General features: G+C 40.2%; 21 protein-coding genes. 17 read left to right on the forward strand and 4 right to left on the reverse strand.

Translation table 11 applies throughout. The features are described 5' to 3' along the window. The first annotated feature begins 16 nt into the window (after nt 1-16). From LG375_RS08620 to LG375_RS08660, 9 genes are all read left to right on the forward strand, one after another. Nucleotides 17-1,048: a 3-deoxy-7-phosphoheptulonate synthase gene (locus tag LG375_RS08620; RefSeq protein ID WP_002891816.1), complete on the forward strand. Its 1,032-nt coding sequence runs from the start codon at nt 17-19 to the stop codon at nt 1,046-1,048. Between the two features lie 84 nt (nt 1,049-1,132). After that, nucleotides 1,133-2,164 (forward strand): 3-deoxy-7-phosphoheptulonate synthase, encoded by a 1,032-nt coding sequence (locus LG375_RS08625; protein WP_107372365.1) that lies wholly within the window; start codon nt 1,133-1,135, stop codon nt 2,162-2,164. A 2-nt stretch (nt 2,165-2,166) separates the two neighbouring features. Then, nucleotides 2,167-2,520: a holo-ACP synthase gene (acpS, locus tag LG375_RS08630; RefSeq protein WP_002891813.1), complete on the forward strand. Its 354-nt coding sequence runs from the start codon at nt 2,167-2,169 to the stop codon at nt 2,518-2,520. A gap of 27 nt (nt 2,521-2,547) precedes the next feature. Then, nucleotides 2,548-3,651 carry an alanine racemase gene (gene alr / locus LG375_RS08635; protein ID WP_225745630.1) on the forward strand — a complete coding sequence of 368 codons (1,104 nt, stop codon included), beginning with the start codon at nt 2,548-2,550 and terminating at the stop codon, nt 3,649-3,651. Nucleotides 3,652-3,783: 132 nt separating this feature from the next. Continuing rightward, nucleotides 3,784-5,802 carry an ATP-dependent DNA helicase RecG gene (recG, locus tag LG375_RS08640; protein ID WP_225745631.1) on the forward strand — a complete coding sequence of 673 codons (2,019 nt, stop codon included), beginning with the start codon at nt 3,784-3,786 and terminating at the stop codon, nt 5,800-5,802. Nucleotides 5,803-5,813: 11 nt separating this feature from the next. Beyond that, nucleotides 5,814-6,320: a hypothetical protein gene (locus LG375_RS08645; protein WP_225745632.1), complete on the forward strand. Its 507-nt coding sequence runs from the start codon at nt 5,814-5,816 to the stop codon at nt 6,318-6,320. Nucleotides 6,321-6,940: 620 nt separating this feature from the next. Then, nucleotides 6,941-7,378 (forward strand): hypothetical protein, encoded by a 438-nt coding sequence (locus LG375_RS08650; protein WP_225745633.1) that lies wholly within the window; start codon nt 6,941-6,943, stop codon nt 7,376-7,378. A gap of 183 nt (nt 7,379-7,561) precedes the next feature. Next, nucleotides 7,562-8,170, forward strand: coding sequence for a DUF2975 domain-containing protein (locus LG375_RS08655; RefSeq protein ID WP_080610878.1), 609 nt, complete (start codon nt 7,562-7,564; stop codon nt 8,168-8,170). A gap of 9 nt (nt 8,171-8,179) precedes the next feature. After that, entirely contained in the window at nt 8,180-8,392 is a 213-nt protein-coding gene (locus LG375_RS08660) for a helix-turn-helix domain-containing protein (protein ID WP_022496194.1), read from the forward strand. Nucleotides 8,393-8,532: 140 nt separating this feature from the next. On the opposite strand, the gene LG375_RS08665 is transcribed toward LG375_RS08660, so the two are convergent. The 4 genes from LG375_RS08665 to LG375_RS08685 all read right to left on the reverse strand — a co-directional run bounded on the left by LG375_RS08665 (nt 8,533) and on the right by LG375_RS08685 (nt 12,415). After that, a complete protein-coding gene (locus LG375_RS08665; protein WP_225745634.1) occupies nt 8,533-10,122 on the reverse strand; it encodes an ATP-binding cassette domain-containing protein in 1,590 nt (529 codons plus the stop codon). Nucleotides 10,123-10,289: 167 nt separating this feature from the next. After that, nucleotides 10,290-11,159: a helix-turn-helix domain-containing protein gene (locus tag LG375_RS10535; RefSeq protein ID WP_060972527.1), complete on the reverse strand. Its 870-nt coding sequence runs from the start codon at nt 11,157-11,159 to the stop codon at nt 10,290-10,292. A 143-nt stretch (nt 11,160-11,302) separates the two neighbouring features. Next, on the reverse strand, nt 11,303-11,446 hold the full coding sequence (locus LG375_RS08680) for a hypothetical protein (RefSeq protein WP_171966960.1): 144 nt from the start codon (nt 11,444-11,446) through the stop codon (nt 11,303-11,305). A gap of 3 nt (nt 11,447-11,449) precedes the next feature. Continuing rightward, on the reverse strand, nt 11,450-12,415 hold the full coding sequence (locus tag LG375_RS08685) for an asparaginase (protein WP_225745701.1): 966 nt from the start codon (nt 12,413-12,415) through the stop codon (nt 11,450-11,452). A 73-nt stretch (nt 12,416-12,488) separates the two neighbouring features. On the opposite strand from LG375_RS08685, the gene LG375_RS08690 reads away from it, so the two are divergent. From LG375_RS08690 to LG375_RS08725, 8 genes are all read left to right on the forward strand, one after another. Next, the gene (locus LG375_RS08690; RefSeq protein ID WP_225745635.1) at nt 12,489-13,874 is read left to right on the forward strand and encodes a Cof-type HAD-IIB family hydrolase; all 1,386 of its coding nucleotides are present in this window, start codon (nt 12,489-12,491) and stop codon (nt 13,872-13,874) included. 117 nt (nt 13,875-13,991) lie between these two features. Beyond that, complete coding sequence (locus LG375_RS08695; protein WP_225745636.1) at nt 13,992-15,137, forward strand: DUF6574 domain-containing protein; 1,146 nt, start codon at nt 13,992-13,994, stop codon at nt 15,135-15,137. 46 nt (nt 15,138-15,183) lie between these two features. Beyond that, nucleotides 15,184-16,914 carry a zinc ribbon domain-containing protein gene (locus tag LG375_RS08700; protein WP_225745637.1) on the forward strand — a complete coding sequence of 577 codons (1,731 nt, stop codon included), beginning with the start codon at nt 15,184-15,186 and terminating at the stop codon, nt 16,912-16,914. A 212-nt stretch (nt 16,915-17,126) separates the two neighbouring features. Next, a complete protein-coding gene (locus LG375_RS08705) occupies nt 17,127-17,573 on the forward strand; it encodes a LytTR family DNA-binding domain-containing protein (protein ID WP_037598460.1) in 447 nt (148 codons plus the stop codon). Between the two features lie 4 nt (nt 17,574-17,577). Then, complete coding sequence (locus tag LG375_RS08710) at nt 17,578-18,273, forward strand: hypothetical protein (RefSeq protein ID WP_139723694.1); 696 nt, start codon at nt 17,578-17,580, stop codon at nt 18,271-18,273. A 96-nt stretch (nt 18,274-18,369) separates the two neighbouring features. Beyond that, nucleotides 18,370-19,407, forward strand: coding sequence for a S66 peptidase family protein (locus LG375_RS08715; protein WP_013991153.1), 1,038 nt, complete (start codon nt 18,370-18,372; stop codon nt 19,405-19,407). Nucleotides 19,408-19,769: 362 nt separating this feature from the next. Next, the gene (locus LG375_RS08720) at nt 19,770-21,368 is read left to right on the forward strand and encodes an Hsp70 family protein (protein WP_022495864.1); all 1,599 of its coding nucleotides are present in this window, start codon (nt 19,770-19,772) and stop codon (nt 21,366-21,368) included. Beyond that, nucleotides 21,365-21,877, forward strand: a complete 513-nt coding sequence (locus tag LG375_RS08725; protein WP_201059647.1) for a hypothetical protein — start codon at nt 21,365-21,367, stop codon at nt 21,875-21,877. Before LG375_RS08720 ends, LG375_RS08725 begins: the two co-directional genes overlap by 4 nt. The last annotated feature ends 4 nt before the right edge of the window (nt 21,878-21,881 follow it).

Below are 21,881 nucleotides of genomic sequence, written 5' to 3' on the forward strand. Positions count from 1 at the left end.
AAAATAGGTAATTATTATGGTTTTTAAAGCAGTAAGTGAAAAAATTGATTTTGATGCAGTTAAAGAATCAACTACATTAACAGGTGAAGCCCTTGCCAAGAAACAAGCTCGTGATAAAGAGCTTGAAGCAATCATCAAGGGTGAAGATGACCGTACGCTTTTGGTTATCGGTCCATGTTCATCTGATAATGAAGAAGCTGTTCTTGATTATGCTCACCGTTTGGCTAAACTTCAAGAAGAAGTTAAAGATAAAGTCTTTATGGTTATGCGTGTCTATACAGCTAAACCTCGTACAAATGGTGATGGCTATAAAGGACTTGTACACCAACCTGATGCTGAAGGTAAACCAAACCTAATCAATGGTATCAAGGCTGTGCGTAATCTTCACTACCGTGTTATCACTGAAACTGGTATCACAACTGCTGATGAAATGCTTTACCCAGAAAACCTTCCTTTGGTAGATGACCTTGTGTCATACATTGCCGTTGGTGCACGTTCTGTAGAAGACCAACAACACCGTTTTGTTGCGTCAGGTATTGATGTTCCAACTGGTATGAAGAATCCAACATCAGGGAACCTTAACGTGATGTTTAACGGTATCTACGCCGCACAAAATAAACAAAACTTTCTCTTTAACGGTGAAGAAGTTGAAACTCCAGGGAACCCATTGGCACACGTTATTCTTCGTGGTTCAACGAATGAATATGGTAAAAACGTACCTAACTTCTACTATGATGATGTGCTTGAAACAATTGAACACTATGAACAAATGGGCCTTGAGAATCCATTCATCGTTATTGATACAAACCATGATAACTCAGGTAAACGTTATTTGGAACAAATCCGTATCGTTCGTCAAACCTTGATTAACCGTGATTGGAATGAAAAAATCAACAAAGTGGCACGTGGTTTCATGATTGAATCTTACCTTGAAGATGGCCGTCAAGATGCGCCAGATGTCTATGGTAAATCAATCACTGACCCATGTCTTGGTTGGGATAAGACAGAAGAATTGATTCGTGAAATCCACGATACATTGTCAAAATAATAAGGTAACAGAAACCATATATGGGGAGTGAACCGTTTGGATGACCAAGCGGTTCGCTCTCTTTTCACAAAGAGAGGGAAATAGATGGGAATTCATCAAAATAGTCCGCTGATTGATGTAGCGGAAGTAAGGAAATTGCATGCTCTTACGGGAGACGCACTAGTAACTAAACAGGCTAATGATGAGGCCTTGGCAAAAATCATCAAGGGTGAGGACAAACGTCTTCTCTTGGTTATTGGTCCATGTTCATCCGACAATGAAGAAGCGGTCCTTGATTATGCTCACCGTTTGGCCAAACTTCAGGAAGAAGTGAAGGACAAAATCTTTATTGTTATGCGTGTTTATACAGCTAAACCACGTACTAATGGGGACGGTTATAAGGGGCTTATCCACCAGCCAGATGCAGAGGGTGATGTAGACCTTCTTGCTGGGGTTAAGGCAGTTCGCCACCTTCAGTCACGTATTATTACTGAGACAGGTCTTCCCATCGCTGACGAGATGCTTTATCCGTCAAATCTTTCCTTCTTTGATGATTTGCTTAGCTATCATGCTGTTGGAGCACGTTCTGTTGAGGACCAAGAGCACCGCTTTGTAGCTTCAGGTATTGATGTGCCAATTGGCTTGAAGAACCCAACGTCAGGGAATTTGAATGTCATGTTTAATGGTATCTATGCTGCGCAGAATCAACAGCATTTCCTTTACAATGGTGCTGAAGTTAAAACAGATGGTAACCCACTCGCTCACGCTATCCTGCGTGGTGCCAACAATGAAAATGGTCAGAACATTGTCAACTACCATTACGAGGACTTGGTTAAGGCTTTGGACAAGTATAGTGCACTTAATCTGGAAAATCCATTTATCCTTGTTGATACTAACCATGACAACTCAGGTAAAAACTTCATGGAGCAAGTTCGTATTGTGCGTGAAGTCCTTCTTAACCGTGAGTGGGATGAGCGTATCGCGGATACCGTGCGTGGCTTTATGATTGAGTCTTACCTTGAGGATGGTCGTCAAGACACACCTGAAGTTTATGGGAAATCAATTACAGATCCATGTCTTGGTTGGGATAAGACAGATAGCCTTATTCGTGAAATCCACAATCGACTTTCGTTATAATTATGATTTTTGGACATGGTATAGACTTGCAGGAAATTTCAGCTGTAAAAAAGGCTTATGACCGTAATCCACGCTTTGCAAAAAAGGTATTGACACCAAAAGAGTGGGAGCGTTTTGAATCCCTTTCTGGTAATCGTCAGATGTCTTATTTAGCAGGGCGCTGGGCCGGTAAGGAAGCATTTTCAAAGGCTTGGGGTACTGGTATTGGAGCAGTTGGCTTTAAGGATATTGAAATATTGACCAATGACAAGGGAGCTCCAGTGGTGACCCAATCACCTTTTGAAGGCAAGGTTTTTATCTCGATTTCCCATAGCGGTGATTTTGTTCAGGCAAGCGTCATTTTAGAAAAAAACTAAGAGATAGATGTTGGAAGAGGATAGCTTATGATTTCAAGTTTACATCGACCAACCTTGGCAAAGGTTGATCTATCAGCAATTTCAGAAAATATTGAACAAGTGGTTAGTCACATCCCTAAACAGGTAAAGACTTTTGCAGTTGTTAAGGCCAATGCTTATGGTCATGGTGCTGTCGAAGTGGCCAAGCATGTATCTAAGCAGGTGGATGGTTTTTGTGTTTCCAACTTAGACGAGGCGCTTGAACTTCGTCAAGCTGGCTTAGAACAACCGATACTTATTTTAGGAGTCGTCTTGCCAGACGAGGTTCCTTTGGCTATTCAAGAAAACATCACGCTGACGGTAGCTTCGCTAGAGTGGTTGGAAATGGTTAAGGATCAAGGGCTTGATTTAACTGGTTTGACCTGTCATATTAAGGTTGATTCAGGTATGGGCCGTATTGGGGTGCGTAGCCAAGAGGATGCGGATAGCTTGATTGCTGGTCTTAAATCACTTGGTGCGGATGTCGAAGGTATTTTTACTCATTTTGCAACGGCTGATGAGGCAGATGATAGTAAATTCAAGCGTCAATTGGCCTTCTTCACGGATTTAGTTAATAACTTGGTGGACCGTCCTCGCTTGGTACACGCTAGCAACTCTGCGACAAGTATCTGGCATGCAGAAACAGTCTTTAATGCTGTACGTCTAGGTGTTGTTATCTATGGTCTCAATCCTAGTGGTAGTGTTTTAGACCTTCCCTATAACATTCGTCCTGCTTTAAGTTTGGAGACTGCACTTGTTCATGTTAAGATCCTACCAGCAGGTCAAGATGTGGGTTATGGTGCAACCTATACGACGACAGCTGATGAGGTTATTGGAACGATTCCGGTTGGCTATGCGGATGGTTGGACCAGAGATTTACAAGGTTTCCATGTTATTGTGGATGGACAGCTTTGTCCTATTGTTGGGCGTGTGTCTATGGACCAGATTACCGTTCGTCTTCCTAAGGTTTATCCCCTAGGAACTCCTGTCACTCTTATGGGTGAAAATGGTGGAGCAAGCATCACTGCGACAGAGGTGGCTGAAAAACGTGGTACTATCAACTACGAAGTTCTTTGTTTACTTAGTGACCGTGTACCTCGTAGCTATGACTAATATCAATAAAAAGAGAAATCCAGTTTGATGCTGGATTTTTTGGTTTTAGTGAAGACCATTTTCATGTGTTATAATAGCTGATAAGGCTTCCTTTTTCACGGGAAGAAGAACACGATAGAAATGATAGAGGATATGATTCAACAAGATTCACCAATTGCGGATTTGAAAGGCTTTGGGCCTAAGTCCGCTGAAAAATTTACCAAATTAGATTTATACACGGTTGGGGACCTCTTGCTTTATTTTCCTTTCCGATATGAGGATTTTAAGAGTAAGTCTATCTTTGAACTGATGGATGGCGAAAAGGCTGTTATTACGGGAACAGTGGTGACACCTGCCAATGTGCAGTATTATGGCTTTAAACGGAATCGTCTGAGTTTTAAAATCAAGCAAGGAGAGGCTGTGATTGCCATTAGTTTCTTCAACCAACCTTATCTTGTGGATAAGATTGAGATGGGGGCAGAAGTGGCTATTTTTGGCAAATGGGACCAGAAGAAGTCTGCTGTGACTGGTATGAAAGTCCTGGCTCAAGTTGAGGACGATATGCAGCCAGTCTACCATGTGGCCCAGGGTGTTAGTCAGGCCCAACTGATAAAGGCCATAAAGGCAGCTTTTGATAGTGGGGCCCTTAATTTGTTGGAGGAAAATCTCCCTCAGGTGCTGCTGGACAAGTACCGTCTCATGAGACGTCAAGAGGCTGTGCGTGCCATGCATTTTCCGAAAGATTTGGCTGAATATAAGCAGGCTCTACGTAGGACCAAGTTTGAGGAGCTCTTTTATTTCCAAATGAATTTACAGGTGCTGAAGGCTGAAAATAAGTCCGAAACCAATGGTCTAGCAATTGCTTACGATGAAGCCAAAATCAAAGCCAAAATTGCAGCATTACCATTCCCCTTAACTGAGGCCCAACAGCGTAGTTTATCGGAAATCCTAGTTGATATGAAATCTGGGGCTCATATGAACCGTCTCTTGCAAGGAGATGTGGGCTCAGGGAAAACAGTTATCGCTAGCTTGGCTATGTATGGGGCCTATACGGCAGGATTTCAGTCTGCCCTCATGGTACCGACGGAAATCTTAGCAGAGCAGCATTATCAGAGTTTACAGGGGCTTTTTCCTGAGTTAGAGGTAGTGCTCCTAACTTCTGGAATGAAGGCGGCGGATAAGAAAGTAGCCCTTTCCAAAATCGAGTCTGGGGAGGCTCAAATGATTGTGGGAACCCACTCGTTGATTCAAGATGCAGTGACTTATCATAGTCTTGGGCTAGTCATTACTGATGAACAGCACCGTTTTGGGGTTAATCAACGTCGTATTTTCCGTGAGAAGGGTGACAATCCTGATGTCCTCATGATGACAGCGACCCCTATTCCTAGGACTTTGGCGATCACTGCCTTTGGGGAGATGGATGTATCTATCATTGACCAGATGCCAGCTGGACGTAAGCCCATTATTACCCGTTGGGTTAAACATGAGCAACTAGATACCGTACTGACTTGGATTAAGGGGGAGTTGGAAAAAGATGCTCAGGTCTATTTTATTTCACCTTTGATTGAAGAGTCTGAGGCTCTTGATTTGAAAAATGCGGTGGCTCTTCATCAGGAACTCACAGAGTTCTTTGGGGATTCAGCTACAGTAGCTCTGATGCACGGTCGTATGAAAAATGATGAAAAAGACCAAATTATGCAAGATTTCAAGGACAGAAAATCTCAGATTTTAGTATCAACCACAGTTATCGAAGTAGGGGTTAACGTGCCAAATGCTACAGTTATGGTCATTATGGATGCGGATCGTTTTGGACTTAGCCAGCTTCACCAGCTTCGAGGGCGTGTAGGTCGTGGCGATAAGCAGTCCTACTGTGTTTTGGTGGCTAATCCTAAAAATGATACTGGTAAAAAACGCATGCAGGCCATGTGTGAGACCACGGATGGCTTTGTTCTAGCTGAGGAGGATCTTAAAATGCGTGGCTCAGGTGAAATCTTTGGGACACGTCAGTCAGGTATTCCTGAATTTCAGGTGGCCGATATTGTGGAAGACTACAATATCTTAGAGGAAGCCAGACGGGTGGCTAGCCAAATTGTATCTGACCCTAACTGGCGAGAGAATCCTGATTGGCAGGTGCTAGGAGCTCATTTGAGAAGCCAAGGCGAGTTTGATTGAGGAGGAAACCCATGAAAAAGAAACGGTTAAAACTCGATTTTTTTGCTATCTTGCATCCCTTATTTCTTATGATGTTAGGTCTTATATTTTATTTTTTCGCCTTCATCTTGATTTGGTTTATTACCGAATTGACAAAGCTGATAGAAGGAAAGACAGACTTTCATACCCTATATCTTTATTCACTTCTTATCTCGCTAGCTTGTTCGGTATTACTGATTATGTACGTCGCGGGTCTTATAGCTCAACTGATTATCCATATACAGCATCAAAAGGAAAGAACGCTTCTGCCAGTTTGGTGCATGCTTACAGCTGTACTGATGCTTGTGCCCCTATTCGAAGATTTTAGTATCTTAGGCTCGTCCTGGAATTTTAAAGGGTATTTTCTTTCCATAGTTGCCTACATTGCCTATCTCTTTACAAAGCTACCCAAGGTTATTGAAAGTTACCGCTATCATGCGACAATTCGCTATGCCGTTTGGGTGGCTCTGGTCTTGGGAATTATTTTATCCATGCTTTAGACAGAAAAACTCTCAGTAAACTCACTGAGAGTTTTAAGTTTCCTTCAAGCTTATTACAAGCTTTCTTTAAGTTAGGCAACCTATAATAAAACCATCAAAACGAGATAGGTTTTGATAATAAAACGTTTTGGCTAGGCCAAACCATTCCTAAAAAGGAGGACAAAACAATGACAGTAAAAATTAAAGTAACCTACAACCGAAATTTCCAGAAGCATCCTCAAGACTTTAAGGTTTATCAAAACTAGTATTGATGCTAGGAAGAGGCTAAATTTACCCATATTCTACAACTTTCATCCCTCATTTTCCAAAATCCCTTTTTCCTTTTTTTCATTACGTAGAATCCCTCTTCTTAAACTCATAAAAAGTCTAGACGGAAGCATGACCAGTCTAGGTGATTAACATAAGTAAGCTAACCAGTTGAGATTTTCTTGACTGGTTTTTATTTTTTTGATTTTTAGACAAAAAATATCGAAAAACGATAAAAATGTGTTGACAAGGAGAAATAAAGAGTGTAATATATAATTATCGATAAACGATAATAAGTTTTCGATAAAGATAATCTTATTCGCGAAAAAGAGAAATTATATACTAAAAACTATTTAATAAAGGAAATACTTATTATGAAAACACTTAAACTAATCATCAACGCTCTTCTTATTCTTCTTATGGCAATCTACGGTCTTGCAATGCTTGCTTTACTTATCCTTCCTTTTGTGAACGTGGCCAATCTTTTCCCAGGTGCAGAGGTTCAATACCTTTCTGGTGGGGGTTACTGGCTGGTCGCAGAGCTACAATTTGCCTTCTATCTTGCCTTGATTTGGCTCCTTCGTAAAGAGCTTAAAGACTTTACTTGGAAGGCACTTTGGACCGAAGATTTCTCTCTTTTCTTGAAAAAGGCTGCCCTTCTAACCTTTGTGCCATCAGCCTTGAATATCTTCTTGCAGTTGGGAACGACAGATCACCTAGTAATGGACTTCAGCACATCAGTTTGGCTCTTCTTGGTCTCTCTAGCTTGTGATGCTATCCGTCTTCGTAAGGGACAAACAGCTGTCAAATAATTGAATGTATCTTAGTTGAAAAGTAGTAAAATCTTATCTATAAACTAGTATTTTATATTGATATTCGATATAATTGATACTGTTAATAGTTAGCTGCTGATTTAGTATAAGGTCAAGGGCACCTTGGCTTTTTCTAGTCTATACTCCCAAAAAATCAAAATGTATTTACAATCGAGGTAACACATGACAACTATCTTATTCTATTTTTTAATCGTCCTAGCCTTGGCTGGCTCTAGTTATTATGGTTGGAAATCGGCTAAAAGTGCTAAAAATCGTCAGGAGACGCAAGAACAGAAACGTCTGCGTAGTGTTCTCCTGTTCGTTAATGTCCTCCTTTTTGCGGGCTTTTTAAGTCTTGTTATTACCATTCTTAATGATGCCTTTATCCTGACTGGTCATGAAGGACTCTTACAACAAGGTTTGCGTATGCTTCTTGGGTCGGGAGTTACCGTGAAAAGCAAGGGTCCTAGTCTGACGCTTTTTGCAGCAACCATTGATTTTCTTCGTATGGTAGTCAACATAGGTTTCTTGTTGTGCCTACGTGCCTTTCTGATTAACCTTTATCGTTCTGATATTTTCATCGCTAAAAATGCCAAGTTGGTTCGTTGGTCAGCGCATTTGCTAGTTCTTGGGGCTTTTATCAATAATGGTATCTTTACATTTGGAACAGGCAACCAGAGTTATAGTTTCTTTAATATCAGTTATTTGCTAGTTAGCTTTGTCCTCTATGCTGTCGCTATGATTTTGACTAAGGCTAATGCCATTGCTGAGGAAAATGAGTATACGATTTAGGAGGAGCTTATGATTATTGTCAATTTGGACGTTGAACTTGCCAAGAAGAAGATGCGCTCGGGTGAGCTGGCAGAACGGATTGGTATTACCCCAGCCAATCTCTCAGTTCTTAAGACAGGCAAGGCCAAGGCAATCCGTTTTACAACACTGGACGCTATTTGTAAAGAGTTAGATTGCCAACCAGGAGATATTCTTGAATATAGATCAGATGAAGAAAACTAAAAGCCTGAAGCAGTTCAGTCACTTCTATAGTGACCATGCTTCAAGCTTTTTTTATTTTTTCTTCAACCATGCGACCAGGGCTAGACTGGCTAATAGTGTCATAGAACATATCAAGTTGATTTTTTGAGAGTGTCATCGTTTTATAAGTCTACAAACTCATTCAAATCTATTATTTCATCAAATTGTTGGATAATTCTATCGGTGTCTACATGTGTGATGTAAATAATTAATTTACTCGTTTGTAAAAGTCGATTCTCTATTTTTGATAACGTTTCAAAGTCAATACCAGAAGAAAATTCGTCTAAAAATAAGATATCCGTCTTCATCAATAAGGCTCTTGCCAAAGCAACTCTCTTGGCTTCTCCACCTGAAAGTTTTATAGTATCATTTGAAAGCATTAACTCTAAAGACTCTCTATTAGCCCACTTAGATAATTCTACAAATTTCAATGCCTCAAACAGTTCCTCTTCTGAAACATCCTCAGAAAATAGAGTAAGATTATCACGAAGTTTTGCATTGAACATATGAGGGTGTTGGGGTACATAAGCTACATTATCAAAGATACTACTCTCTTTGATACTTTTAACATCAATACCATTAATTTTAACTGTTCCTGTGTAATCGTTATACTCTCGTAGGATTGCTTTTAATAGTGTGGTTTTACCAGTTCCACTCTTCCCTTTTAATAGGTACTTTTTATGCTTATAAAATTTCCCATTAAAAGGGATAGCTTCCGAATTATTTTTAAAACGAAAATTATCAAATGATATAACTTCAATATGTTCCAGAGTATTAAGATTTTCCTCTATAATTTGAAATTCAGTAGAAAGAGTCTCTATAGTTTTCTTACCACTAATAAATTTAGCTAACAAATCAGAAGAAGCATATATTGGGTAAGAAATACTGACTAATAATTGTGAGAATGCTATTAAACTCCCTAATGTCAGTTGACTATTTATGATTAATAGTCCCCCAATAATCCAACTACCGAAATAAAGAACATTTGAAAACAGCTGATTTAAACTGACAACAACATATTGAGATCTTTCAACATTTGTTTGGCGTTTAAGTAACTTTAAAGTTTGAATATCAAAGACTCTATTAATGTCAAAACTCTTGTTGGCAATTCTCCAATCAGGTATACCTTCGATAAGATCTTGAATAGCTGATACTGAAGTATTAGTAGTGTCAATTAACTCTTCTTGTTTCTTTTCTAAAGGAGCTTTAAAGAGTATAGCTACAAAAAGATTTGGTAAGCTTAAAATCAGAGTTAAAGCTGCTAATAAAGGATTAAGATAAAGAGAAACAATTATAGCAATAATTAATTGGCAGATTAAATAGCCACCCCAATATATGGAATAAAAATAATTAAATTCAATTTGATCTATTTGAGTAGTTAATGAGGCTAGAAGTTTGTCATTTTTATTTCCTGTAAGTAACTCTAAAGGTGTTTTTTGAATACCTTGGAAAATAACATTCCTATAAGCATATGCAGATTTCTTACTAATGATTGCTGTCAGTGATTGTTGAAGATAGTAGATAAGTGTTTGAATCAACAAGAACACAACTACAAAAATAGATGTAACAACATAGCGCCCCACTCCAAGTTTGATAGAGTCAATAATTAGTTGCATCAAATAGGCTTCACTTACCATTGCAATAGACAATAAGATAGTAAGTATTGAATATACTAGGATATCTTTTTTAACAACTTTATAAACAGATTTCATTAGTCTCTCCTTGGTTATAGATACTGCAATATTATCACCGTAGCTTATGCGTGTCAATATAATGTATTGTTATTTTATTCGAAAATATATAATATAAGTATATACAAAAGGCTTGAAACATGCTGAAAAAGCATCTCTCAAGCCTTTTGTACTATTATAGAGTATAGTTAGTTGAATGTTTTTGATATGTAATGTTCAACTCTTAAAGCCATTTCCTTATTGTCATCTAGGTGCTTGTAAATATAGAGAGCATTATCAAAATATTCTTTAGCTTCATTTTGATCAGAAAAATCTTCACAAATGTTACCTAACAATAGATACAAATCTGCAAGTAAATAAGTCGATTTGAACTCTTTACATAATTTTATAGTTAGAGATAGTTTTTTTATGGCCTCTTCAGTTTTACTCTGGAGCCATAAGTAGCGTCCTAAATTGTAATTGAACTTAATGGCTAATTCTAACTCTTCTATTGTTACTAGACTCAGTTGCTCAACTCTTACAGATAAATCATTTTCAATTTCCTTAAAACGATCCAAGTTCTTTGTCTCATAATAGAAATTAAATAGACTATTTAAAATTTGAAGATAGTGTATATCAGTCTCCTTAAGTTGCTTGATAGCTTTTTCTAACCTAGAAATTCCTTCTTCTTTTTGGTTATAAAAGTAAAAGTCGAGTAGCGAGGCAATCCATTCCATATATATCTTGTCTGAAAGTGGTAGACGATGTGAAGTTTCTTTTTCTAACTCATAGATATAATTTAAAGACTCATAATCTCTCTGCGTAATAAACGTTTTTGATAACTTTTTGAAATTATTGAGCTTGTTACTGTCACTTGAAATTTGTTCATCAAAGAAATAATCCATACTGACATTTAATTTTCTAGATAACTCATGAAGAAGCACTGAACCGGGAATATATTCCCCATTCTCGAGGCGACTAATTTGTCCTTGTTTGCAGATTCCTTCTGCTAACTCTTTTTGTGACATCTTCAATTCTTTTCTTCTGTTCTTTATTCTAGATGCTAGTAATGTGCTCATAGTTATCCCTTTCTCAGCTAATAGGCACTATCTATTTTATCACTAAATATAATAAAAAATTAAACAAGAATACATATTTGAATATTATAGTAAAAAACCTGAAGCAGTTCAGTCACTTCTATAGTGACCATGCTTCAAGCTTTTTATTTTTTCTTCAACCATGCGACCAGGGCTAGACTGGCTAGCACGGTACCACAGACCATGGCGATATGTGTTTTTGAGATGGTTAGTTCATAGTGGAAATCTTTATTTTCCAATTTATCGGTTGCTTCAATGCTAAGTTTCATGTCTTATCCCTCGATATAATCTTTCATTTCTTGGCCTTTTAGTCCGGCACTGAGTGCGATGAGGAGTTTGAGGCGTGCCTTTGGTGCATTGAGTTCTTTAACAAACATTACGCCAGCTTCTTGGAGTTTGACCCCACCCCCTTCATAGGCGTAGACAGGTTCGGCGATACCGTTGAAACAGCGGGAGACGAGCACAACAGGGACTCCTTTGTCCATAAGCTTTGTGATTTCTCCTGCAGCTAGTGGTGGGAGGTTTCCAGCACCCAGGGCTTCGATGACGACACCGTCAATCTTCTCAGGATCCAGGAGACTGATGATACCATCTCCGATACCCATCCCTGCATAGGCTTTTATGATTGGTACTGTTCCTGTAATTTGTTCCAAATCAAAGCGAACACGAGGCTCAGCAGTTTTGAACCAGAGGATGTCATGCTTCATGATGATGCCTAGTGGACCATGGGTTGGTGTGTGGAAGGTTGCCACGTTTGTGGTATGGGTCTTAGTCACATACTTGGCTGCATGGATTTCATCATTCATCACGACCAGGATTCCTTTGTCAGCGGCCTTGTCATCACTGGCAACACGTAGGGCTGATAGATAGTTGTAGACCCCGTCGCTTCCTAGCTCGTTTGACGAACGCATGGCACCAGTTAGAACGATTGGAATCTCAGGGACGGCCATGGTATCTAGGAAGTAGGCTGTTTCTTCCAAGGTATCTGTCCCATGAGTGATGACCACACCATCATATTGACCAGCTGTTTCCTTGATTTTTTTGTAAATATCCAGCATGTGGTAGGGTGTGATATGTGGGCTAGGGATATTAAGAAAATCGAGAATGGTTAGTTCTAAATTATCTAAATCAAGTCCCACATGGTTCATGGGATTATCAGCGTTTTGGCTGACCCTGCCATCATTATCCGCTGACATGGAAATGGTCCCTCCAGTGTGAAGGACTAGGATTTTTTTTATCATTTATACTACTCACTATCATATTTATGTTATAATTTATTTTAGCATAAAATGTTAGAAGGAGGGGAGCTCTGTGGCCATTAAAGCAGTCTTTTTTGATATTGATGGGACTTTTCTAAATGACCGAAAACGTGTGTCTAGTTCAACCAAAAAAGCCATCAGTCAAATGAAGGAAGATGGTATCTTAGTTGGTTTGGCAACAGGTCGTGGTCCAGGATTTGTCCAGCCTTTCATGGATAATCTAGGTCTGGATTTTGCAGTCACTTATAACGGTCAGTATATTTTGACTCACGACAAGATCCTTTATCAAAACCAGCTCCCTAAATCAACAGTCTACAACTTGATTCGCTATGCCACCAAGCACCGTAGAGAGATTTCTCTAGGAACTAGTACAGGTCTTGTTGGTTCCAATATTATCAGTATGGGGACGAGTAAGTTTGGGCAAATCGTTAGTCGTATTGTCCCTAAGTCCTGGGCTAAGATGGTGGAGCGTAGTTTCAAGTCTTTGATTCGTCGTTTCAAGCCACAAAGCATTGAAACCCTTAAAACTATCATGCGTGAGCCTATTTATCAGGTGGTTATGGTAGCGACGGTGGGCGAAACACAAGATATTGAAGAAAAATTTCCTCATGTGAAGATTACCCGCTCAAGTCCTTACTCGGCCGATATTATTTCAGCGGATCAATCTAAGTTGAAAGGTATCGCTCATCTAGGTGAGGTTTTTGGTTTCGAACTCAGTGAGGTTATGGCCTTTGGAGATTCGGAAAATGACCTAGAAATGCTGTCTGGCGTCGGCGTTGGTGTTGCCATGGGAAATGGTGAAGACGAACTGAAAGACCAGGCTACCCATGTCACTGATACTAATAACCAGAATGGGATTGCCAAAGCCTTGTCACACTACGGTTTGATTCACTTTGAAACAGAGAATTCATTTACTAGTGATGATGACAACTTCAACAAGGTTAAGGATTTCCACCATTTGATGGATGGCTCAACTACCGACATGCCTCGTGTTTACGGTATTGAGGAAGCTAGTCACCGTTCGGACTTCAAGTTGGAAGAAATTGTCGAATTCCTCTATGCTTCATCAGGTGGGGACAAGCGTGTCTTTGGTCAGGCTGTTCTGGATTTGCATGTTGCTCTTGACAAGGCAGCGCTCAAAGTTAGTTCTAAAGAGCATTCAGAATCAACTATGGTTGGTCAGGTGGATGCATTGACTGACTTGCTTTACTTGACCTATGGCTCATTTGTCCTTATGGGTGTGGATCCTAAGCCTTTCTTTGATACTGTTCATGAGGCTAATATGGGTAAAATTTTCCCAGATGGCAAAGCTCACTTTGATCCTGTGACTCACAAAATTCTTAAACCAAGTGATTGGGAAGCGCGATTTGCACCAGAACCACACATTAAACGTGAGCTAGATCGTCAGATTCAAAAATCTCTACAAAGAAGTAAATAAGAAGTTATAAAGGTTTGGACAGTTTGCTCCGAACCTTTTTCTAATAAAAATGAGATTTATTAATGGCTTTATTTGTGATAAAATAAAATCATTCTATGTATTTTTAAGGAGATTATTATGACTAAAGCAGATTGGTTAGATTTTTTTGAAGCCATCAATGGTCGTTCAGCGACTGAAGAAGAAATTGCAGCAGCACTTGCAGCTGGTGAGTTCCAAGATGACGCCCCAGCGGTAGAAACTGCTCCAGTACAAGAAGCGCCAGCGCAACCAGCTTTCGCTAGTGCCAAAGAAACACCAGCACAAGAGGCGCAGCCACAGCCAACTTTCGCTGGTGCACAAGAAGCGCAACCGCAAGCTCCTTTTGCAAATGCTCAGGCTGCTCAAGCACAACCAACCTTTGCAGGGGCTCAAACTGCTCCAGTACAAGGAGTGCCAAATCAAGCAGCGCAACCACAAGCTGGTTTTGTGAATGCTCAAGCTGGTCAACAAACAGCTTTTGCTAACGGTCAACCTCTTCAACCAGGTCAAAACGTTCAATTTATCAATGGCCAAGCCGTAGTTGTTCCAGCGCAACCATCAGCATTTGCGACAACTTTCAAAAACTACTGGACATGGTTGCTTAATGCATGGCGTCGTCCAGCTGACATGACAGATTATGGTAAACACAATGGTTGGCTTAACTATATCTTCTTGTCACTCTTCACTGGACTTGCATTCTTTGCAATTATGAGCGCTGTGGCACGTAAAGTGGTTAGCTCAATTATGTCAACCACAAATGTACTGTCTAGTATGTTTGGTTCTTATGGAACAGATGCTTACTCATCTCCAGTTTCAAGTCATACATCTAGCATTGGTTTTGGAGCCTTCTTCGCAAGTATCCTAGCTGCCTTCCTCTTTATCTTTGCTTTTATCTTGGCAGGATTTGTGACACGTAAGGCCATCTTCCGTGACCCTGAGACTACTTTCTTGAATAGCTTTGATCGTTTTGGTCGCTTGACATCATTGGCCTTGCCAATCTTGCTTGTAACAATCTTGTTGGGAGCTATTGGACTTGTTGCCTTCCCAGGATTCTTGTTCTATGTTGTTTACTTCTTATTTGCAATTGCTAATCTATTTACAATTGTTCCTGTAACAACAGCGTGGAAGGCTGATAAATTCTATCAAATGATTTTGGCAGCACTTTTGAATGGTGTCATTTTGTCAATCTTGTTTGCAATCGTATTTGCTATCATGTCATCATTTACAGTAGGTCTTCTATTCTAAGTAAACCTCTGACGATTTTTGAAAAAGCAAGTTTATAGGAGTCTTTATGGCAACAAAAGAAAAGTGGATTGATTTATTTGAAAAGGCAGTTGGTCGTCCGCCCCATGCTTTGGAGATTGAAGAAGGCCAGAAAGCAGACTTTGACTTAAAGGCTATTAAAGGCATTTCGGCAATGGGCTTGGACCAAGAGGCCACTCCTTCTGAACCAACAGAAGAAGTTGATGAGTATGACGTTGCCGAGGAAGTGTTTGAAGATGTACCGCTTGGTGATGAAGAGGAAACGACTCCTTTAGAAACTGAGGAGCTTTCACCAGTACCTCAAGCAGATCAAGGTAAAACTGAAGAGAATTCAGAGGCCGCTTCTAAAGAAGCACAAGCCATCTGGATGAAGGCTTTTAAAACCTATGTTGGACGTCAACCTCTTCCTGAGGAATTCCTACTTGGTAAGTCTTCAGGTTATGATGTGTCAACCATCCATCAGTTTATCTCAGATGGTAAGGCAGCGAAACCAGCCAAGCCAGCCATGGCTAAAGGAAAGAAAATCCTGATTATTGCTGGTGTTGTTGCAGCACTCTTAGCGCTAGCTGGTTACGGCTTTGGTTCTTATTACTACTCACGTGGTCAAGTAGCAGAGCGTTATGAAGCAGCAGCTAAGAAGAGTTTTAAAGATAGCTTGGAATACCAAGTATGGTCTGATACTAAAAAGGAAATTAAAACATCCGAAGTCAAGTACACAGACACTAAAAGTACACAAGCCTATAGCAAGAGCCAACTCCTGTCTGGCGAACGTATGCAAAAGGTTGGACGTCAGTTCCTTATTTTTCCTAAGTGGAGAGTCGTTGTAGATCCTGGAACGGTTGATTTAACCGTTAATACAGCTGATTTGAACGTGACTATTAACGGAGTTTCTTATGCTACTACAGATGGTAATAACTACACGGCTAAATTGAACCATCTCTATCCAGGAACTTACAATTTTGTGGCTTCTGGTAAGGTCAATGACCAAGATATCACTGTCTCATCTGAGGAAAATGTGACCTCTAAAACAGAAGTCAACCTTTCTGTAGAGTATCTTAGCTTTACTGTTAAGTCTAATCTTAAGGATGGAGACCTCTACGTTGGTGGTACCAAAGTTGGAACCCTTAACTCAGGGAAACTAGATGTTAACAAGGTAGCAGTAGCAGGTTCATCAGCTGTTTATGTTAAGAAGAATTTCGAAGATGGTAGCTCTATTAAAACAGAGACATTGTCTATTAAGAAAATCTCTGAAGGCCAAACGGTTACTCTTGATGCTGATGGTGTTCTTGACCGTGATACGGCAGATCGTCTTTTGACCGCTGCTTACGGTAAATTTGGTAGCTACGCTTCTAATCACAACACGACACCAGATGGTGTATCCGACATTTTCCTTAATGGTACTGATGATACCATGTACAAGGATGTAACGGCTGATATTGATAGAAATACTACGGGTGCTAAAAACCGTGCCGCTGATAGTATTACTTTCTCGGACGTTGACGTCACAGAAGTCGTTCAGACTGGTGAGAAGACCTTCAAGGTGACCTTCACTGCAGTTTATGATTTCTACTATGGTTATGATTCGAAATTCAAGTCGTCAGGAGATATCAAAGATAAAATCTCTTGGTCTTGTAATGTGGAATACGTTGGCGATGATGATAGTGATTCTAGCGGTAGCGGTTCTAACTACAGCGATTACCGTATCAATGGTAAGGCCGGTGAATCACAAAAAGTAAGTCGTGAAGATACTGTGAAATAACAGTTGCTTGCTCAGTTAGTTAGTATTGAACGGATTACAAATAGGAGGTTAGTCCTCCAGACTAAAAAATGAAGAACTTGGCAATTGCTAGGTTCTTTTGTTTGTCTGTTATTACCTCTTAGGGGCTAAACCGTGCCACTTACCTAAAAGGCCTTGTTTTGTGTAAAGCAGTTGTTATAATGGAAGCATCAAAAGGACAGGAAAGGAGTATTATGAAAGTTAGAATCGAATTGGACCCATCCATGGATGAGCCTGAAATCTTGATTCGAGCTCCTCGGTTAACACAGGAATTGGCCCAGCTCCAAGAATCTATTCTAAAGCAAAAGTTAGTTCCTTTAGCCTTTTACAAGGATCGAAGCGAATATTTTCTGGATTTGGCAAATATTCTCTTTTTTGAAACAGACGGGGAAAAGATTTTTGGCCATACCAAGGATGAGGCCTATGAGGTGAAGCAAAAGCTCTACGAATTAGAAGAGTTGCTCCCGATTGCCTTTTGTCGGATTTCCAAATCGACGATTGTTAATGCTAAGCAGATTTATTCTTTAGAGAAGTCTTTTTCGGGGACTAGTACGGTGAATTTCTATCAGACCCATAAGCAGGTCCATGTATCAAGACGCTACTATCAAGTTTTAAAAGAACGACTAAACGAAATGAGGTAAGATAATGAGAAAGAAATTAATTGGGATCCTCTTGATCCTTTTGGCAGCTTTGGTAATTGTACAAGACTATTTTATAAAATGGGAAATTAGTATTTGGATGTTGGCCTGGGTAGTCTTATTGGCAATTTTGTCCCTTTCTAGTCTTTTGAAGCGACATTTTGGTCTTGGTTTCGCCTATGGCATTGTGGCTCTATTTTCACTTAATGGACAGTTCCATTTTCTTCCAGTATCTAATTCGGTCCTTATCTTTTCTTCGATTCTTGCAGTTATTGGCTTGAACATTCTCTTCAATCCTTCTAGTAAAACAAAGAATCGTTTTGGACTGGGTTCTACTGGTTCGGACGCTAATAATGGTGGAAATGATATTGATGTCACTTTTTCAGCAGTGACCAAATATCTCAATGACCAGCAATTTACGCATGGGAGTGCGGATGTTAGTTTAGGACAGGCTTCCGTTTATTTGGATAATTGCCACATTGAGGGGCCATCTGCCCAGTTTGATGTGGACGTTTCTCTTGGAAGTCTTAGTCTCTATGTGCCCAGTGATTGGCGAGTACATGTGAATGTGGATAACTCTCTTTCAGCTGTACAGCATGAGGAAAATCCTAGTAACCTGACTAGCAAGGACTTCTACATCAAAGGAGATGTTTCCTTGGGTAATTTAGAAATTATTTATGTTGGTGAGAGTTCGATTAATTAAGTTAGTGGAGGGAACCTCTGATTAATATAATACCTATTGTTTTATCTCATCTCCTGTGATAAGATAGGCTCAATCTATTTTCAGGAGGGTCAAGACATGGTTTCTACTATTGGTATTGTGAGCTTATCTAGTGGAATTATCGGTGAAGACTTTGTCAAGCACGAAGTGGACTTGGGTATTCAACGTCTCAAGGACCTGGGACTCAATCCTATCTTTTTGCCCCATTCACTAAAAGGCTTAGATTTTATCAAAGAACATCCTGAAGCTCGTGCAGAGGATTTGATTCATGCCTTTTCTGATGATAGCATCGACATGATTCTATGTGCCATTGGTGGAGACGATACCTATCGCTTGCTACCCTACCTCTTTGAAAATGACCAACTACAAAAGGTTATCAAACCAAAGATTTTTCTCGGTTTCTCGGATACAACCATGAACCACCTCATGTTGCATAAGCTAGGGGTCAAGACTTTTTACGGCCAATCCTTTTTAGCCGACATTTGTGAGTTAGACAAAGAAATGTTGCCATATAGCCTCCACTACTTCAAGGAATTGATTGAGACGGGAAGAATCTCGGAAATTCGCCCTAGTGACGTTTGGTATGAGGAACGGACTGATTTTAGTCCCAAAGCCTTGGGAACACCTCGTGTCAGCCATGCAAATACAGGTTTTGACTTGTTACAAGGCAATGCTAAGTTCGAGGGGGAAATCCTCGGCGGTTGCCTCGAATCCCTCTACGATATTTTTGACAACTCTCTACACGCAGATAGCACAGACCTCTGCCAAAAATACAAACTTTTCCCTGACTTATCCGACTGGGAAGGAAAGATTCTATTGCTAGAAACAAGTGAAGAAAAGCCTGAACCTGATGATTTCAAAAAAATGTTGCAAACTTTAAAAGAAACTGGGATATTTGAGGTCGTCAGTGGACTCTTGGTCGGGAAACCTATGGATGAAACCTTCTATGACGACTATAAAGAGGCACTATTGGATATCATTGATAGCAATATCCCAATTGTCTATAATCTGAATGTCGGACACGCAACTCCAAGAGCGATTGTTCCCTTTGGAGTCCACGCCCATGTAGATGCAAAGAAGCAAGTCATTCGCTTTGACTATAACAAAGAAAGCTGAGATAAGACTCTCAGCTTTTTTTAGAAAGTAGGAGTATCTTAGTTGCTATAAAGCATGACACTTTAAGTGGATAATACTCCTGTATTTCTAAGTTCATCCAGTCTATCAGATTGATTGAGACTCAAGGGAGTGGGACAAGGAACAATTTTTAAAAAGTTGTTCGGTCCTACTCCCTTTTTTCCTATTTTATAGTCTCTTTATTTGTGATAATATAGTATAGTGAAAAAAACTAGACTGGAATAACTTTACTCTTTTGGAGTTTTATGTGACAGCGATGAATAGAGACAATCTAAGCGGCTGCCTGCTTGGAGCTATAGTCAAGAAAACTCAAAATGAGGAATGAGGCTAGAAGGGAAATTGTTATGAGAAAAAAAGCGATTGGTATTGATTTAGGGACAACGAATTCCGTTATGGCTGTTGTTCGTGAAGATGTGCCAGAGATTATTCCGATGGGGACGAATGACGATCAGGTCTTACGTTCAGCGGTTTACTTCTCAAATATTAGTGGCCAAAACCATGTGTCTTTTGGTAAAGAAGCCATCGAGCGTGGGACAGAAATCGGAAGTACAGAAAACTTTAAATTTGACTTTAAACGTGATATTGGGCGTCCAATTGCTAGTGATACCCCAGACCACACACGTGTCAATTCTATTATTCTTTCGGCCTTGGTTTTGAACGAATTTCGTAAACGTGCCTATGTCGTTGGTCAGGAGATGGGTCAGGCAGATGGTATCAAGGATGCTGTTATCACAGTACCCGCCTATTTTACGTCAGATCAACGTGCGGCAACTAAGAATGCTGGTCGTATTGCAGGGTTTAATGTCTTGCGTATTATCAATGAGCCTACAGCTGCGGCCATTGCCTATGCCCACACTAAAAATGCTCAAGGAAATGTCTTGGTCTTCGACCTTGGTGGAGGAACTTTTGACGTTACCATCATGCGCGTGGCTGATCATGCCTATGATATTTTGGCAACTGACGGGAATTCACGCCTTGGTGGGATTGACTTTGATAAGCGCCTTGTGGGCTACATCATGCAGGAGTTGGAAAAACAAGGAGTCAATATGACTAACCTTTCCGAGAAGGAAAAAATTCAACTTCAATATAAGGCTGAGCAGATTAAGACTAGTCTATCTGTGAATGACCAAGCTCTCTATGAGCACTATGTCAATGGTCAAGGTTACGGTGTCTTGATTACTCAAGCAATTTTCAATGAAATTACCTTGGACCTCCTCAAAGATACTGAAATCAAGGTGCAATCTACCCTTCAAGCATCTGGCTTGAAATGGGAAGAGATTGACCATATTCTTCTTGTGGGTGGGTCAACACGTATGCCAATGATTCGTCAGATGATTCGTTTGATGAGTGGTTTGGAACCTAAGTTTGACCTTAATCCAGACACTATCGTGGCACAGGGAGCTTCTATTTTGGCTGACCTTATCGTCAATAATGAGGTTAGCTTCTCTGAACACCAGGATGGTAAGACAACTGAGACAGATAGAGTAGTTGTTAAGGATGTGACCTCTCAGGGAATCGGTCTGCTCTTCAAGAAAAATCCAAATAAGAACTACAGCTTTGTGGGTGACTACTATAATAGTGTCGTGGTTCCACGTAACTCGGTCTTGCCTTTGGCTGTTACTAAGGATCTCTTTGCGGTCGTGGATGGACAGAGCAAGTTCAAGCTTCGTATCACAGAAGGAAATTACGAGAATCCATTTGCTGTGAAGATTTTAGGACAAGTGGAAGGGCAAGTGCCACAACCTCGTCAGAAAGGCGAGCTCTTGGCACAAGTCACCTATGCCTTTGACTCAGAACAAATTGTTACCGTGACAGTATCGGATCCTCGAAGTAATACTGTTGTGGCACGCTTTTCAGTCAATGCACAAGTCAACCAAACCCAAGAAGTGGTTAAGGAAGATTTGTCAGAACTTCAAGCTATTTTTGCTAAATTCATCTCATGATAGACTACTACAAAGCAATTGATACAGAGACAGGACAGGAAGTGCCCTATTTAAGAGAGGTCAGCAACCGCATCTCTCCAGAGATGTCGGCTCAAGATTGTTTCGTGGCCCTTTCCTTTTTACGTGAGGAGCTGGAGGAGCTCTGGACAAATGGTACCTTGGATAAAGAAGGTGAGCGTTTGCGCAGTGAGCTCTACACGATTCGCTCAATCTTTTTCTCAGACCATGAGAAGTTACAATATGACCGAAAACTCAGACAGGCTCAGAGAAAGGCCTTGGAAGTTGAGAAGGGGACGACCACTGATACTAGCAATGTATCAGGTAAAAAGGAAATCCCTTTTGAACCTGTTGCGGTGACTCAGACTAAAGAGTCACCTCTTAAAAATTACCTCTTTGCAGCCTTCGCCTTTGTGGTTCTACTAAGCTTGATTCTCTTCTTCAATATCAATGTCATCGTTCTTATTATCGGAGCCATTCTAATTGTGGCTTTGATGTTACTTATGTCTTAGGAGA

The organism is Streptococcus sp. Marseille-Q3604, assembly GCF_916619785.1.
Taxonomy (GTDB): domain Bacteria; phylum Bacillota; class Bacilli; order Lactobacillales; family Streptococcaceae; genus Streptococcus.

Excerpts from the sequence above, each read along its gene's own strand:
- LG375_RS08620 (WP_002891816.1), top strand. The coding sequence starts at position 17 with ATGGTTTTTAAAGCAGTAAGTGAAAAAATTGATTTTGATGCAGTTAAA.
- LG375_RS08625 (WP_107372365.1), top strand. The coding sequence starts at position 1,133 with ATGGGAATTCATCAAAATAGTCCGCTGATTGATGTAGCGGAAGTAAGG.
- acpS (WP_002891813.1), top strand. The coding sequence starts at position 2,167 with ATGATTTTTGGACATGGTATAGACTTGCAGGAAATTTCAGCTGTAAAA.
- alr (WP_225745630.1), top strand. The coding sequence starts at position 2,548 with ATGATTTCAAGTTTACATCGACCAACCTTGGCAAAGGTTGATCTATCA.
- recG (WP_225745631.1), top strand. The coding sequence starts at position 3,784 with ATGATTCAACAAGATTCACCAATTGCGGATTTGAAAGGCTTTGGGCCT.
- LG375_RS08645 (WP_225745632.1), top strand. The coding sequence starts at position 5,814 with ATGAAAAAGAAACGGTTAAAACTCGATTTTTTTGCTATCTTGCATCCC.
- LG375_RS08650 (WP_225745633.1), top strand. The coding sequence starts at position 6,941 with ATGAAAACACTTAAACTAATCATCAACGCTCTTCTTATTCTTCTTATG.
- LG375_RS08655 (WP_080610878.1), top strand. The coding sequence starts at position 7,562 with ATGACAACTATCTTATTCTATTTTTTAATCGTCCTAGCCTTGGCTGGC.
- LG375_RS08660 (WP_022496194.1), top strand. The coding sequence starts at position 8,180 with ATGATTATTGTCAATTTGGACGTTGAACTTGCCAAGAAGAAGATGCGC.
- LG375_RS08665 (WP_225745634.1), bottom strand. The coding sequence starts at position 10,122 with ATGAAATCTGTTTATAAAGTTGTTAAAAAAGATATCCTAGTATATTCA.
- LG375_RS10535 (WP_060972527.1), bottom strand. The coding sequence starts at position 11,159 with ATGAGCACATTACTAGCATCTAGAATAAAGAACAGAAGAAAAGAATTG.
- LG375_RS08680 (WP_171966960.1), bottom strand. The coding sequence starts at position 11,446 with ATGAAACTTAGCATTGAAGCAACCGATAAATTGGAAAATAAAGATTTC.
- LG375_RS08695 (WP_225745636.1), top strand. The coding sequence starts at position 13,992 with ATGACTAAAGCAGATTGGTTAGATTTTTTTGAAGCCATCAATGGTCGT.
- LG375_RS08700 (WP_225745637.1), top strand. The coding sequence starts at position 15,184 with ATGGCAACAAAAGAAAAGTGGATTGATTTATTTGAAAAGGCAGTTGGT.
- LG375_RS08705 (WP_037598460.1), top strand. The coding sequence starts at position 17,127 with ATGAAAGTTAGAATCGAATTGGACCCATCCATGGATGAGCCTGAAATC.
- LG375_RS08710 (WP_139723694.1), top strand. The coding sequence starts at position 17,578 with ATGAGAAAGAAATTAATTGGGATCCTCTTGATCCTTTTGGCAGCTTTG.
- LG375_RS08715 (WP_013991153.1), top strand. The coding sequence starts at position 18,370 with ATGGTTTCTACTATTGGTATTGTGAGCTTATCTAGTGGAATTATCGGT.
- LG375_RS08720 (WP_022495864.1), top strand. The coding sequence starts at position 19,770 with ATGAGAAAAAAAGCGATTGGTATTGATTTAGGGACAACGAATTCCGTT.
- LG375_RS08725 (WP_201059647.1), top strand. The coding sequence starts at position 21,365 with ATGATAGACTACTACAAAGCAATTGATACAGAGACAGGACAGGAAGTG.